Origin of the sequence: Streptomyces sp. NPDC090442 (assembly GCF_044769405.1) — a bacterium.
Lineage (GTDB): Bacteria > Actinomycetota > Actinomycetes > Streptomycetales > Streptomycetaceae > Streptomyces.
Window position 1 is genome coordinate 1 of sequence record NZ_JBIVXW010000117.1, and the last position, 15920, is coordinate 15920.

2 protein-coding genes are annotated in these 15920 nt (G+C 75.4%); both read right to left on the bottom strand.

Annotated features, from left to right (window positions below):
• A partial coding sequence (locus ACIQU6_RS41905) for a type I polyketide synthase (protein ID WP_403487503.1) occupies positions 1–8374 on the bottom strand: 8374 nt, incomplete at its 3' end.
• A 19-nt stretch (positions 8375–8393) separates the two neighbouring features.
• A partial coding sequence (locus tag ACIQU6_RS41910) for a type I polyketide synthase (RefSeq protein ID WP_403487505.1) occupies positions 8394–15920 on the bottom strand: 7527 nt, incomplete at its 5' end.

Consider the following 15920-nt stretch of genomic DNA (forward strand, 5'->3'; position numbering starts at 1 on the left):
AGTCGAGCGGCTCGGCGTCGGCGGGCGGCCAGACCGTGGCGTCGAAGCCGGGGTCCGCCGGGGCAGCGTCGGCCGTCAGGATGCCGGCGGCGTGCAGGGTCCAGGAGCGGTCGGCGGGGTCTTCGGGGCGGGCGTGGAGGGTGAGGGTGCGGCGGCCGGTGGCGTCGGCGGGGCCGACGCGTACCTGGAGGAGGGCGGCGGCGTCCTCGGGGAGGGTCAGGGGGGCGGCCAGGGTGAGTTCCTCGACGTGGCCGCAGCCGGTCTCGTCGCCGGCGCGGATGGCGAGTTCGAGCAGGGCGGTGCCGGGCACGAGGACCGTGCCGAGGACGGTGTGGTCGGCCAGCCAGGGGTGGGTGCGCAGCGAGAGGCGGCCGGTGAAGAGTGCGCCGTCGTCGTCGGGGAGTTGCACGGCGGCGCCGAGGAGCGGGTGTTGCGTGGCGCCGAGGCCGGCGGCGCGGACGTCGTCGGGGCGGGCGGTGCGGGCGGCGGGCCAGAACCAGCGGTGTTGGAAGGCGTAGGTCGGCAGGTCGACGCGGGTGGCGCCGAGGCCGTCGTAGGTGGCGGTCCAGTCGGCCTCGACGCCGAGTGCCTGGAGGTGGCAGAGGGCGGTGATGACGGCCTGTTCCTCGGGGCGGTCCTTGCGCAACAGCGGGACGGTGGCGGCGGTTTCGGGGGCGGAGTCCTGGGCCATGGCGGACAGCACGCTGTCCGGGCCGAGTTCGACGAAGGTGGTGACGCCGCGGTCGGCGAGGGTGCGGATGCCGTCGGCGAAGCGGACCGCGTCGCGGACGTGCCGGACCCAGTAGTCGGCCGAGCGGAGTTCGTCGGCGGTGGCCAGTGCGCCGGTGAGGTTGGACACGACGGGGACGGTGGGGGCGGCGAAGGCGAGGCCGTCGACGACCGCGCGGAAGTCGTCCAACATCGGGGCCATCAGCGGGGAGTGGAAGGCGTGGCTGACGCGGAGGCGGGTGGTGCGGCGGCCCTGGTCGGCGAAGTGTCGGGCGAGGGTGAGGGCGGCGTCCTCGTGGCCGGAGACGACGACGGAGGTCGGTCCGTTGATGGCGGCGAGGGAGGCGTCGTCGGTGAGGAGGGGCAGCACCTCGTCCTCGGTGGCCTGGACGGCGACCATCGCGCCGCCTTCGGGCAGCGACTGCATCAGTGCGGCGCGGGCGACGACGAGGCGGCAGGCGTCGTCCAGGGAGAGGACGTCCGAGACGTGCGCGGCGACGATCTCGCCGATGGAGTGGCCGGCCACGAAGTCCGGTGTGATGCCCCAGCTTTCCAGGAGGCGGAACAGCGCCACCTCGATGGCGAACAGGGCGGGCTGGGTGTAGCCGGTGCGGTCGAGGAGTTGGGCGTCGTCGCCCCAGACGATGTCGCGGAGGGGTTGGCCGAGCTCGGCATCCAGGCGGGTGAGGACGGTGTCGAGGGCTTCGGCGAAGGCGGGGAAGCGTTCGTAGAGGACGCGTCCCATGCCGAGTCGTTGGGAGCCCTGGCCGGAGAAGAGGAAGGCGGTCCGGCCGGCGCGGGCGGTGCCGGTGAGGACGGCCGGGTCGTCGGTGCCGGCGGCGACGGCGGCGAGGGCGCGGAGGGCCTCGGCGCGGTCGGTGCCGAGGACGACGGCGCGGTGGTCGAAGGCGGTGCGGGTGTTCATCAGCGAGTAGCTGATGTCGACGGGGCGCAGTTCGGGGTGGGCCTCGACGTGGGTGAGGAGGCGGGCGGCCTGGTCGCGCAGGGCGTCGGGGGTCCTGGCGGACAACGCCCAGGGGGCGACGGGCAGTTCCTCGTCGGAGCGGTCGGTGGGCACGACCGTGCCGGGGACGACGGTGGGCGGCTGCTCGATGACGACGTGGGCGTTGGTGCCGCTGATGCCGAACGAGGAGACGCCGGCGCGGCGGGCCCTGCCCGTCTCCGGCCAGACGGTCTGCTCGGTGAGCAGCTCGACGGCGCCCGCGTCCCAGTCGACGTGCGAGGACGGCGCGTCGACGTGCAGGGTCTGCGGAACCACACCGTGGCGCATCGCCAGGACCATCTTGATGATGCCGGCGACACCCGCGGCCGCCTGGGTGTGCCCGATGTTGGACTTGACCGAGCCGAGCAGCAGCGGGCGCTCGGGGTCGCGGTCGCGACCGTAGGTGGCGATCAGTGCCTGGGCCTCGATCGGGTCGCCGAGCGTCGTGCCGGTGCCGTGCGCCTCGACCACGTCCACGTCGTCGGTGGACAGGCCACCACTCGCCAACGCCTGGCGAATCACGCGCTGTTGGGACGGTCCGTTGGGAGCCGTCAGGCCGTTGGACGCACCGTCCTGGTTGACCGCCGAGCCGCGCACCACGGCCAGGACCTGATGACCGTTGCGGAGGGCGTCGGACTGGCGCTCCAACACCAGCATGCCCACGCCCTCGGACCAGGCGACGCCGTCGGCCGCGTCGGCGAACGCCTTGGAGCGGCCGTCGGGGGCCAGTCCGCGTTGGCGGGAGAACTCGACGAAGGTGCTGGGGGTGGACATCACGGTCACGCCGCCGGCCAGGGCGAGGGAGCACTCTCCGGCGCGGAGTGCCTGGGCGGCCCAGTGCAGGGCGACCAGGGAGGAGGAGCAGGCGGTGTCGACGGTGACGGCGGGGCCTTCGAGGCCGAGGGTGTAGGAGATGCGGCCGGAGGCGACGCTGGGGGCGCTGCCGTTGCCGCGGAACGCCTCGTACTCGTCGCCGGTGAGGGTGGTGCCGTAGTCATTGTACATGACGCCGGCGAAGACGCCGGTGCGGCTGTCGCGCAGGGAGGCGGGGTCGATGCCGGCGCGTTCGACGGCTTCCCAGGACAGTTCGAGCAGCAGGCGCTGTTGGGAGTCGGTGGCGGTGGCCTCGCGGGGGCTCATGCCGAAGAAGTCGGGGTCGAAGGCGCCGGCGTCGTGCAGGAAGCCGCCGGCGCGGACGTGGGTGCGGCCGGGGCGGTCGGGGTCCGGGTCGTAGAGGTTGTCGAGGTCCCAGCCGCGGTTGGTGGGGAACGGGCCGGTCGCGTCGGCGCCTTCGCTGACCAGGCGCCACAGGTCCTCGGGAGTGGCGACGCCGCCGGGGTAGCGGCAGGCCATGCCGACGATGACGATCGGGTCGTCGGTGGTGGCGGGCGCGGCGGGGAGTGGCGCGGCGGGCGACAACTCCTCTGTCGTACCCAGGAGTTCGTCGCGGAGGTGGTCGGCGAGGGCGTGCGGGGTCGGGTAGTCGAACACCATGGTGGCGGGCAGGCGGAGGCCCGTTGCGGTGGTGAGGGCGTTGCGGAGTTCGACGGCGGTGAGGGAGTCGAAGCCGAGGTCCTGGAACTGGCGGCCGGCTTCGACGTCGGTGGCGTCCGCGTGGCCGAGGACGTGGGCGATCTGGGTGCGGACGAGGTCGAGGAGGGTCTCCCGGCGGGCGGTGGCGTCGAGGCCGGCGAGGCGTTGGGCGAGGCCGTCGGCGGTCTGGGAGACCTGGGCGGCGGCGCGCCGGGCGGGGGTGCGGATCAGGCCACGGAGCAGGGGGGCGATCTCGCCCTGGGTGCGCAGGACGGGCAGGTCGAGGCGGACCGGGGCGAGGGCGGCCGGTCCGGCGGCGAGGGCCGCGTCGAAGAGGGCGGTGCCCTGTTCCAGGGTGAGCGGGGGCATGCCGGAGCGGGCGATGCGCTCGACGTCGAGGTCGGTCAGGCTCCTGGTCATGCCGACGCTCTGGGTCCAGGGGCCCCAGGCGAGGGCGGTGGCGGGCAGGCCGGCGGCGGCGCGTTGGGCGGCGAGGGCGTCCAGGAAGGCGTTGCCTGCGGCGTAGTTGGCCTGGCCGGGGCTGCCGAGGGTGGCGGCCACGGAGGAGAACAGGACGAAGGCGTCCAGGTCGAGGTGACGGGTGGCCTCGTGCAGGTGCCAGGCGGCGTCCACCTTCGGGCGCAGCACGGCGGCCAGGCGTTCGGGGGTGAGGGAGCCGAGGACGCCGTCGTCGACGATGCCGGCGGTGTGGAGGACGGCGGTGAGGGGGTGGGCTTCGGGGACGGTGGCGAGCAGGTCGGCGAGGGCCGCGGGGTCGGTGACGTCGCAGGCGGCGATGCGGACGGTGGCGCCGTGGTCGGTGAGTTCGGTGGTCAGGGCGTCGGCGCCGGGGGCGGTCGGGCCGCGGCGGCTGGCGAGCAGCAGGTGGCGGACGCCGTGGGTGGTGACCAGGTGGCGGGCGAGGACCGCGCCGAGGCCGCCGGTGCCGCCGGTGATGAGGACGGTGCCGTCGGAGTTCCAGTCGACGGGGGTGGTGGGGTGGGGGACGCGGGTGAGGCGGGCGGTGTGCGGGGTGGTGCCGCGGAGGGCGAGGTCGGGTTCGTCGTGGGTGGCGGCCAGGGCGGTCGCCAGGGTGGCGGGGTCGGGGTGGGGGGTGTCGGGGTCGAGGTCGAGGAGGGCGAAGCGGCCGGGGTTCTCGGTGCGGGCGGTGCGGATCAGTCCGCCGGCGGCCGCGGCGGCCGGGTCGGTGCCGTCGGTGGCGCCGCGGGTGACGAGGACCAGGCGGGCGGCGGCGAAGCGGTCGTCGGCGAGCCACTGTTGGGCGAGGCGGAGGGTGGCCGTGGTGCGGGTGTGGGCGGCGTCCGAGGTGGTGGCCGCGGGGTCGGTGGTGAGGGCGGTGACGACCAACTCGGGGACGTCGGCGGCGGCGAGGGCGTCGAGGTCGGGGTGGGTGGTGGTGGTCAGGCCGGTGGCGCGCAGGGTGCTGGCCAGGTCGTCCGGGTCGGGGCCGAGGACGGCGACGGTGGTCGGCGCGTGGGTGGGCTGGGTGCGCAGCGGGGTCCACTCGACGTGGAAGAGGGAGTCGCGGTGGACGGTGGCGGTGCCGGGGACGTCGGCGGGGATCTCGCGGGAGACCAGGGAGTCCACGGTCAGCACGGTGGCGCCGGTGGTGTCGTGGACGGCGATGGTGACGGTGTCGTCGCCGGCGGGGGCGATCCGGGCGCGGACGGTGGTGGCGCCGGCGGCGGCGAGTGAGACGCCCTCCCAGGCGAAGGGCAGGCCGCCGCGGCTGATGGCGCCGAGGTCGGCGTAGGCGGCGGCGTGCTGGGCGGCGTCCAACAGGGCCGGGTGCAGGCCGAATTCGGTGGGGTCGGTGCCGGCGTCGTCGGGCACGGCGACCTCGGCGTAGACCTCGTTGCCGCGGCGCCAGGCGGCGCGCAGGCCCTGGAACGCGGGGCCGTAGTCGAAGCCGAGTCCGGCCAGGCGGGCGTAGGCGCCGGTGAGGTCGAGGGGTTCGGCGTCGGTGGGGGGCCAGACGGTGGCGTCGAAGGCGGCGGCCGGGGCGGGGGTACCGGTGGTGAGGACACCGGTGGCGTGTTGCGACCAGGGCAGGTCGTAGCCGTCCTCGGCGCGGGAGAAGATGCCGAGGGTGCGGCGGCCGGTGGCGTCGGGGGCCCCGACGCGGACCTGGAGTTGGACGCCGCCGTGTTCGGGGAGCACCAGGGGTGCGGCGAGGGTGAGTTCCTCGACGCGGTCGCAGTCGGCCTCGTCGCCGGCGCGGACGGCCAGTTCGACGAAGGCGGTGCCGGGTAGCAGTGCCCGGCCCTGGACCGCGTGGTCGGCGAGCCAGGGGTGGGTGCGCACGGAGAGGCGACTGGTGAACAGGTAGCCGGCCCCGTCGGCGAGTTCGACGCTGGCGCCGAGCAGCGGGTGGTCGGCGCTGGCCAGCCCGGCGGCACTGACGTCTTGGGCGGTGCGGGCGGTGGTGGGCCAGTAGCGCTGGTGTTGGAAGGGGTAGGTGGGCAGGTCGGTGCGGTGGGCTCCGGTGCCGTCGAAGAGCCGGGCCCAGCGGACGGTGACGCCGCGGACGTGGGCGCGGGCCAGGCCGGTGACAGCGGAGAGCTCCTCGGGGCGGTCCTTGCGCAGCAGCGGGACGGCGGCGGCGCCGGCGGGGAGGGATTCCTGGGCCATGGCGGACAGCACGCCGTCCGGGCCGAGTTCGAGGAGGGTGGTGACGCCGCGGTCGGCGAGGGCGGTGACGCCGTCGGCGAAGCGGACGGCCTCGCGGACGTGGCGAACCCAGTAGTCGGCGGAGCGCAGGTCGGTGGCGGTGGCGACGGTGCCGGTGAGGTTGGAGACGACCGGGATGCGCGGCTCGTGGTAGGTCAGGCCCTCGGCGACGGCGCGGAAGTCCGCCAGCATCGGGTCCATCAGCGGCGAGTGGAAGGCGTGGCTGACCCGCAGCCGGGTGGTCTTGCGGTCCTGGTCGGCGAAGTGGGCGGCGAGGGCCTCGACGGCGTCCTCGGTACCGGCGACGACGACGGCGGCGGGGCCGTTGACGGCGGCGATCGTGACGCCGTCGGACAGCAGCGGGGTGACCTCGTCCTCGGTGGCGCGGACGGCGAGCATGGCGCCGCCGCGCGGCAGGGCCTGCATCAGGCGGGCGCGGGCGGCGACGAGGGTGCAGGCGTCGGCGAGGGTGAGGACGCCGGCGACGTGGGCGGCGGCGAGTTCGCCGATGGAGTGGCCGCCGACGAAGTCGGGGGTGACGCCGAGGGATTCGACCAGGCGGTAGAGGGCGACCTCGACGGCGAACAGGGCGGGTTGGGCCCAGCCGGTGTCGTTGAGCGGTTCGGCGTCGGCGCCCCAGACGATGTCGCGGAGCGGGCGGTCGGTGTGCGCGTCGAGGAGGTCGGTGATCTCGTCGAAGGCGGCGGCGAACACCGGGAAGCGGGCGTGGAGTTCGCGTCCCATGCCCAGGCGCTGGGAGCCCTGGCCGGAGAAGAGGACGGCGAAGGGGCCGTCTTCGACGGTGCCGCGGGCGAGTTCGGTGGGGCCGGCGGGGTCGGCGAGGAGGACGGTGCGGTGTTCGAAGGTGGCGCGGCCGTCGGCGAGGGAGTAGCCGATGTCGAGGGGGTCGGCTTCGGGGGCGCCGGCCAGGTGGGCGGCGAGGCGGGCGTGTTGGGCGTCGAGGGCGGCTGCGGTGCGGGCGGACAGCACCCAGGGGACGACGGCGGGGCGGTGGGCGGGGGCGGTGGTGGGCGGTTCGGGGGCGGTGGGGGCCTGTTCGAGGATGACGTGGGCGTTGGTGCCGCTGATGCCGAAGGAGGAGACGCCGGCGCGGCGGGCGCGGCCGGTGGTGGGCCAGGCGACGGGCTCGGCGAGGAGCGTGACGGCGCCGGCGGTCCAGTCGACGTCGGCGGTGGGTTCGGTGGCGTGCAGGCTGCGGGGCAGCACGCCGCGCTGCAACGCCATGATCATTTTGATCACGCCGGCGACGCCCGAAGCGGCCTGGGTGTGGCCGATGTTGGACTTGAGCGCGCCGAGCAGCAGCGGCCGGGGCCGGTCCTGCCCGTAGGTGGCCAGCAGCGCCTGGGCCTCGATGGGGTCGCCGAGGGTGGTGCCGGTGCCGTGCGCCTCGACGGCGTCGATGTCGGCGCCGGTGAGGTGGGCGTTGTCCAACGCGGCGCGGATGACGCGCTGTTGGGAGGGGCCGTTGGGGGCCGTCAGGCCGTTGGAGGCGCCGTCCTGGTTGATGGCCGAGCCGCGCAGCACGGCGAGGACGGGGCGGCCCTCGCGCTCGGCGTCGGAGAGCCGCATCAGCACGAGCATGCCGGCGCCCTCGCCCCAGCCTGTGCCGTCGGCGTGGTCGGAGAAGGACTTGCAGCGGCCGTCGGCGGCCAGTCCGCTCTGCGCGGTGAAGGAGACGAACGGGCCGGGGGTGGACATGATGGAGGCGCCGCCCGCCAGGGCCATGGCGCACTCGCCGCCGCGCAGGGCCTGAACGGCCCAGTGCAGGGCCACCAGTGAGGAGGAGCAGCCGGTGTCGACGGTGGCCGCGGGGCCCTCCGCGCCGAGGGTGTAGGAGAGGCGTCCGGAGATGACGCTGGCGGCGTGGCCGGTGGTCGAGTAGACCTCGACGTCCTCGTTGGACGCCTTGATGACCTCGCCGTAGTCCTGCCCGGTGGTGCCGACGAAGACACCGGTCTGGCTGCCGCGCAGGGTGGAGGGGTCGATGCCGGCGCGCTCCAGGGCCTCCCAGGTGATCTCCAGGAGGATGCGCTGCTGGGGGTCCATGGCGACCGCTTCGCGCGGGGAGATGCCGAAGAAGCCGGGGTCGAAGCCGGCGGCGTCGTCGACGAATCCGCCGACCTGGGCGAGGCTGCTGCCCTCGCCGCCGCCGGCCAGCCTCTCCAGGTCCCAGCCGCGGTCCTGCGGGAACGGCCCGATGGCGTCCCGGCCTTGGGCGACCAGGTCCCACAGGTCCTCGGGGGTGGTGACGCCGCCGGGGAACCGGCAGCCGATGCCGACGACCGCGACGGGTTCCACCGCCGCCGCCACCAGTTGTTCGTTCTGCCGGCGCAGCCGCTCGATCTCCTTCAGGGACGACCGGAGTGCCTCGACGTACTTGTTGGGGGGCGTGCTCATGGTGGGCTCCAGCTCTCTTTCAGTTAGCCGAGTTCTCGGTGGCCAGCCGCAGCAGGGCTTCGGCGTCCATGTCGTCGAGGGATTCCGAGGCGCCGTCGGTCTCGGGGGCGGGGTCGTCGGCGGGTTCGGAGTCGGCGAGTTTCAGCACCAGGTCGAGGAGGCCCGCCTTGCGGAGCCGTCCGATGGGGACGGTGGCGAGCGCCTCGCGGATGCGGGCGTCGGGGTCGTCGGGGCGGCCGGCGTCGGAGTCCTCGGGCGCGGTGCCGAAGAGCAGCGTGCCGAGGTGACCGGCGAGGGCCGTGGGTGTGGGGTGGTCGAAGACGAGCGCTGCCGGGAGGGGCAGGCCGAGGGCGGTGCGCAGTCGGTTGCGCAGTTCCACGGCGGTGACGGAGTCGAATCCGACGTCGCGGAAGGCGCGGCCGGCGGGGACGGCGTCGGGGGTGTCGTGGCCGAGGGTCGCGGCGGCCTCGGTGCGGACGGCGTCGACGAGGGCGCGGCCGCGCTCCGCCGCGGAGAGTTGTTCCAGGTGGTGACGGAGCGGTGGGACGGCCGGGGCGGCGCCGTCGCCGGTCGTGGTGGTCGGGTCGTCGGTCAGGGCGTGGACGGCCTCGGGCACGGTGCCGATCAGGGCGCTGGGGCGGGTGGCGGTGAAGCTGGGGGCGAAGACCTCCCAGTCCATGAGGGTGACGGCGAGGGCGGTGTCGTCGTCCTCCAGCATCTGTTGCAACGCCCCGAGGGCGTGGTCGGGTTCCATGGCGCGGACGCCCTGGCGGTGCAGGCGCTCGTGGACCTCGGGGTCGGTGGCCATGCCGACCTCGCCCCAGGTTCCCCAGGCGACGGACGCGCCGGTCAGGCCGAGTGACCTGCGGTGGGCGGCGAGGGCGTCGAGGTAGGCGTTGGCGGCGGCGTAGCCGGGTTGGCCGCCGCTGCCCCAGACGGCGGCGCCGGACGAGAACAGCACGAAGGCGTCGAGGTCGCGGTCGGCGGTGAGTTCGTGCAGATGGTGGGCGGCGGTGAGCTTCGCGCACAGCAGCGCGTCGAGCTGGTCGAGGGTCAGGTCGGCGACCCGGGCGTCGCCGTCGGCCACGCCCGCGGAGTGGAAGACGGAGGTCAGCGGCGCGTCGTCGGGCAGGTCGGCGAGAAGGGCGGCCAGCGCGTCGCGGTCGGCGGCGTCGCAGGCGGCGAGGGTGACACGGGCGCCCAACGCCTCCAGTTCGGCGCGGAGTTCGGCGGCGCCGGGGGCGTCCGGGCCGCGGCGACTGGTGAGCAGCAGGTGGGGGGCGCCGTGTTCGGCCATCCAGCGGGCCACCCGGCCGCCGATGCCGCCGGTGCCGCCGGTGATCAGGCAGGTGCCGCGGCCGGTCCAGCGGCGGCCCGGACGGGGCGCGGACGGGGCGGCGTGTGCCAGGCGGCGGGCGAGGATTCCGGAGGCGCGGACGGCGAGTTGGTCCTCGCCGTCCGGGTCGGCCAGCAGGCCGGTGAGGCGGGCTGCGGCGCGGGCGTCGGGGGTGGCGGGCAGGTCGATCAGGCCGCCCCAGCGGTCGGGGTGCTCCAGCGCGACGACCCGGCCGAGGCCCCACAGGGCGCCCTGCACCGGACTGCCCAGGGCGTCGTCGTGGCCGGTGGTCACGGCGCCGCGGGTCAGGCACCACAGGGGCGCGGTGAGCCCGGCGTCGCCGAGGGCCTGGACCAGGACGAGGGTCTGGCCGAGTCCGAGGGGTACCGAGCCGAGGTCGGGGTGGAGGTCCTCGGCGGCCGCCAGTAGCGACACCACGGTCGTGAACTCCTCGCCGTCCTCGACGAGTTGGCCGAGCTGTGCGGCCCAGGCCGCCCGGTCGGTGCCCTTGGCCTCGAAGCGGACGGTGTCGGTGCCCAGCGCGTCGAGGACCGCGGCGGCCCAGGGGGTGTCGGCGTGGTCCGGCGGCACGGCGACCAGCAGCCGGCCGGTGGTCCGGGCGGTGGGTTCCGGGACGCGGGTCCACTCCACGCGGTAGCGCAGGGCGTCGATGCGGGACCGGGCTCGGGACCTGGTGCGCCAGGCGGACAGGGCGGGCAGGACGGCGCCGAGGGCGGTGTGCCCCTCGTCGGCGGGGACGCCGAGCGCGTCGGCGAGCGCGGCCGGGTCCTGGTTGTCGACCAGTTCCCAGAACGCGGCGTCCGAGGCGTCGCCGGCGGCCGGGGCGGCGGGGCGGGGTGCGGGCCAGAAGTCCCGCCGTTGGAAGGGGTAGGTGGGCAGGTCCACCGGACCGTAGGCGGGCCCGGCGAAGGTGGTGGTCCAGTCGACCGGCGCGCCGTGGCTGTGGGCCTCGGCGAGCGAGGTCAGGAAGCGGCGGCGGCCGCCCTCGTCGCGGCGGAGCGAGCCGAGGACCGCCGCGGCGGCGCCGTCTGTGGCCACTGCCTCCTGCGTCTCCTGGATCGGGGCGGCCAGCACCGGGTGCGGGCTGACCTCGACGAAGACCCGGTGTCCGGCGGCGAGGAGGGCGCGGGTGGCCTCTTCCATGCGGACGGTCTGGCGCAGGTTGGTGTACCAGTAGGTGCCGTCGAACGCGGCGTCGTCGATCCGGGCGCCGGTGACGGTCGAGTAGAACGGCACCTCGGGGGCGCGCGGGCTGACCGGTGCGAGGACGCGGGCCAGTTCGTCGCGGACGGCCTCGACGTGCCGGCCGTGCGAGGCGTAGTCCACGGACACCCGGCGGGCCCGGACGCCCTGCTCCTCGCAGGCGACCTGCAGGGCGTCGAGCGCGTCGGTGTCACCGGACACCACGACGGAACCGGGCCCGTTGACCGCGGCGACCGACAGCGCCTCCTGCCACGGGGCGAGGAGCGCGGTGACCCGTTCGACGGGCGCCGACACCGACATCATGCCGCCGCGCCCGGACAGTTGCGGCAACGCCTGGCTGCGCAGCGCCACCACGCGGGCGGCGTCGTCGAGGCTGAGCGCACCGGCGACGCAGGCCGCGGCGATCTCGCCCTGGGAGTGGCCGACCACGGCGGCCGGGGCGACGCCGTGCGCGCGCCAGAGCGCGGACAGCGCCACCATCATGGCGAACAGGGCGGGTTGGACCACGTCGACGCGTTCCAGCAGGGCGGGGTCGCCCTCGCCGGCCAGGACGTCGTGCAGCGACCAGTCGACGTAGGGGGCGAGGGCGGCGGCGCAGTCGTCGACCGCGGTGCGGAACACCTCGGAGTCGGCGAGGAGTTCGCGTCCCATGCCCCACCACTGGGAGCCCTGGCCGGGGAAGACGAAGACCGCGCCCGCGGGGTCCGGGCCGGCGGCGCCGGTGACCAGGCCGGCCGCGGAGGCGCCGGTGGACAGGGCGGTCAGGCCGCGCAGGAGCTCCTCGCGCCGCTCGCCGACGACGACGGCGCGGTGGTCGAACGCGGTGCGGGTGGTGGCCAGGGCGTGTCCGACGCGGGCGGGCGGGAGGTCCGCGGCCCGTTCGACGGTGGTGAGCAGGCGGGCCGCCTGGGCGCGCAGGGCCTCGGGGGACTTGGCGGAGAGGGGCCAGGCGACAACCGTGTCGGCGTCCTCGGGCCGGTCGGTCACGGGCTCGGTGGCCGGGGCCTGTTCCAGGATGAGGTGGGCGTTGGTGCCGCTGATGCCGAAGGAGGAGACGCCGGCGCGGCGGGGGCGCCCGGTCTCGGGCCAGGAGGTGCCCTCGGTGAGCAGCGCGACGGCGCCGGCGTCCCAGTCGACGTGGCGCGACGGCTCGTCGAGGTGCAGGGTGCCGGGCAGTACCCCGGCGGCCATCGCCTGCACCATCTTGATGACGCCGGCGACGCCCGCGGCGGCCTGGGTGTGGCCGATGTTGGACTTGACCGAGCCGAGCAGCAGCGGCCGCTCGGCGTCGCGGTCCTGTCCGTAGGTGGCCAGCAGCGCCTGCGCCTCGATGGGGTCACCCAGGGTGGTGCCGGTGCCGTGCGCCTCCACCGCGTCGACGTCGGCGGTGGCGAGGCCGGAATTGGCCAACGCGGCGCGGATGACCCGCTGTTGGGAGGGGCCGTTGGGGGCGGTCAGGCCGTTGGAGGCGCCGTCCTGGTTGACGGCCGAGCCGCGGATCACGGCCAGCACCCGGTGCCCGTTGGCGCGCGCGTCGGAGAGGCGCTCCAGCAGCACCACGCCGACACCCTCGGCGAGCGTCATGCCGTCGGCCGCGTCGGAGAACGGCTTGCAGCGGCCGTCCTCGGCCAGCGCGCGCTGCCGGCTGAAGCCGACGAACGCGTGCGGGGTGGCCATCACGGCCGCGCCGCCGGCCAGGGCGAGGCTGCTCTCGCCGCTGCGCAGGGACTGGCAGGCCAGGTGCAGGGCGACCAGCGAGGAGGAGCAGGCGGTGTCGACGGTGACCGCCGGGCCTTCCAGGCCCAGCAGGTAGGAGACCCGGCCGGAGAGGACGCTGGCCGCGGTGCCGGTCACCATGTGGGCCTCGGACTCCCCCGTGCCGTGCTGCACGGTGGTCGAGTAGTCCTGGTAGCTGGCGCCGAAGAAGGTGCCGGCGGCGCTGCCGCGCAGCGACTCCGGGGCGATACCGGCCCGCTCGCACGCCTCCCAGGACGTCTCCAGCAGCAGCCGCTGCTGCGGGTCCATGGCCAGGGCCTCGCGCGGGGAGATGCCGAAGAAGCCGGGGTCGAAGCCGGCGGCGTCGTGCAGGAAGCCGCCCTGGAGCGAGTAGGTGTGGCCGGCCCGGTCCGGGTCGGGGTCGTACAGGCCCCGGGCGTCCCAGCCGCGGTCGGTGGGGAACGCGGAGATGGCGTCGGCGCCGTCGAGGGCGAGCCGCAGCAGCTCCTCGGGGGTGTCGGCGCCGCCCGGGTAGCGGCAGCTCATGCCGACGACGACGATCGGGTCGTCGTCGTCGACGGCGGTCGGGGTGCCGGCGGCCGCGCCCGGACGGGGCGCGACACCGGTGGCGCCGAGCGCGGTCGCCTTCAGGAACGCGGCGAGCGCCGCGCAGTTGGGGTGGTCGAAGACCAGCGTCGAGGGCAGCCGCAGTCCGGTGCCGGCCGCGAGCCGGTTGCGCAGGTCGACGGCGGTGACCGAGTCGAAGCCGAGGTCGCGGAAGGCGCGGCGCTCCGGGAAGGACTCCGCGGAGGCGTGCCCGAGGACGGCGGCGGCCTCGGTACGGACCAGTGCGAGCAGCAGTCGGTCCTGCTCGGCGTCGGCGAGGCCGAGCAGTTGGGCGGCCAGGTCGCTGGTGGCCGGGCCCGTGGTGGCGGGGGCGGACGCCCGGTCCAGGCGGCGCCGCACCTCGGGGATCCGGTCGAAGAGGTGCGCGGGCCGGCCCGCGGTGAAGACGTCGTGATAGGTGTCCCAGTCGATGTCCATGAGGCCGACGACGGTCTCGTCGTCGTCCAGGACCTGCTGGAGGCCGGCCAACGCCACGTCGGGGTCGAGGTATTCCAGGCCGCTGCGGCGGATCCGGTGCGGGTCGGCCAGTTCGCGCGCGCGGTCGTCGGGCCACTTGCCCCAGTGGATGGAGGTGGCGCGCAGCCCGCGGGCGCGGCGGTGTTCCGCGAGGGCGGAGAGGTAGGCGTTGCCCGCGACGTAGGCGGCGTGCACGCCGCTGCCCCACATGCCGGCGGTGGAGGAGTACAGGACGAAGTCGTCCAACTCCGTGTCGTCGAGCAGTTCGTCGAGGATCCGCGCGCCGGTGACCTTGGCGTGCACGACGTCGCCGAACGCCGGCACGGTGGTGTCGGCGAGCGCGGCGAGCTCGATGGTGGCGGCGGCGTGGATGACCGTGCGGACGGTGCGGCCGTCGGCCTTGAGGCCGTCCAGGAGGGCGGCGACGGCGGCGCGGTCGGTGATGTCGCAGGCGGCGAAGGTCGCCTCGGTGCCCAGGTCGGCCAGCTCGGCCTGGAGTTCGGGCGCGCCGGGGGCGTCCGTGCCGCGCCGGCTGACCAGCACCACGTGTTCGGCGCCGCGTTGGGCGAGCCAGCGGGCGAGCTGCGGGGCCAGGGTGCCGGAGCCGCCGGTGACCAGGGTGGTGCCGCGCGGGGACCAGGCGCGGGCCCGCCGCTCGGGGCGGTGCCCGGCCCGGACGATCCGGCGGGCCAGCACGCCCGCCGGCCGCACGGCCAGTTGGTCCTCCGCCCCGAGGGCGCCGGACAGCACGGCGGCGAGCCGCTGGGCGGCCCGGGCGTCGAGGGCGGCCGGCAGGTCGACGGTGCCGCCCCAGCGCTGCGGGTGCTCCAGGGCCGCGGTCCAGCCGACGCCGGCCACCTGGGCCTGCAGCGGCCGGGCGACCGCGTCGGACGGGCCGGTGGCGAAGGCCCCACGGGTCAGGAACCACAGCGGCGCCGGGACCTCGGCGTCGCCGAGTGCCTGGACGAGGGCGACGCTGAGGGCGAGTCCGCGGGTCAGGCCGGGGTGGCGGGCGTCGCCGTCCTCCGCCTCGGCGAGGACGGACACCACGCCGGTCGCGTCCTGCGCGCCGGCGAGTCGCTCGGCGAGCACGACCCGGTCGGTGCACGTCTCGTCCAGGACCAGGCGCCGCACCTCGGCACCGTGCTCCGTCAACGCCCCGACGATCTCGGCGTCGTCGACGCCCTCGGTGGTGACCAGCAGCCAGGTGCCGGTCAGCGACGCGCGGGGCGCCTGGGCGAGCGGCGTCCAGGTGGTGCGGTAGCGCCAGGAGTCGAGGGTGGCGCGCTGGGAACGGGCCCGGCGCCAGGAGGTGAGGCCGGGCAGGATGGCGGCGACGGAGTCCTCGTCGGTACCGAGCGCGGCGGTCAGCGCGGAGACGTCCGACTGCTCGACGGCGGCCCAGAATTCGGCGTCCATCGGTGCGTCGGCGGTGGGGTGGTCGGGTGCGGTGCGGGCGGGCCAGTACCGCTCGCGCTGGAAGGCGTAGGTGGGCAGGTCCACCAGGGACGCACCGGTCCCCTCGAACGACCGCGCCCAGTCCACCTCCACACCACGGACGAACGCCTCACCCGCCGACAGCAAGAAGCGGTCCAACCCACCCTGCTCACGACGCAACGTCCCCACCGCAACCGCCGCCACCCCCACCTCGTCAACGGCCTCCTGCACCGCCATCGACAACACCGGATGCGAACTCACCTCCACGAACGCCCGATACTCCCCCGCCAACAACTCACCCACCGCATCCGCGAACCGCACCCGCCCCCGCAGATTCCGGAACCAGTACTCGGCGTCCAGCGCACTGGTGTTCAGCCAGTCTCCGGTAGCCGTGGAGAAGAACGGCACCTCCGACTCCCGGGGCGTCAACTCCGCGAGTGCTTCGAGGAGTTCGTCGCACAGGTCCTCGACCTGGTGCGAGTGCGAGGCGTAGTCCACCGCGATCCGCCGGGCGCGGACCCCCTCGGCGGTCAAGAGGGCCTGCAACTCCTCCAGGGCGTCCGGTTCGCCCGACACCACAGCCGAGCCGGGGCCGTTGACGGCGGCCACCGACACCCGGCCGTCGAAGCCGTCCAAACGGGATTCGAGGTCGTCGACCGGCAGCGCGACGGACATCATCCCGCCCCGCCCCGCCAACGAACGACCGATCGCCTGACTCCGCAACGCAACAACACGGGCACCATCACGCAA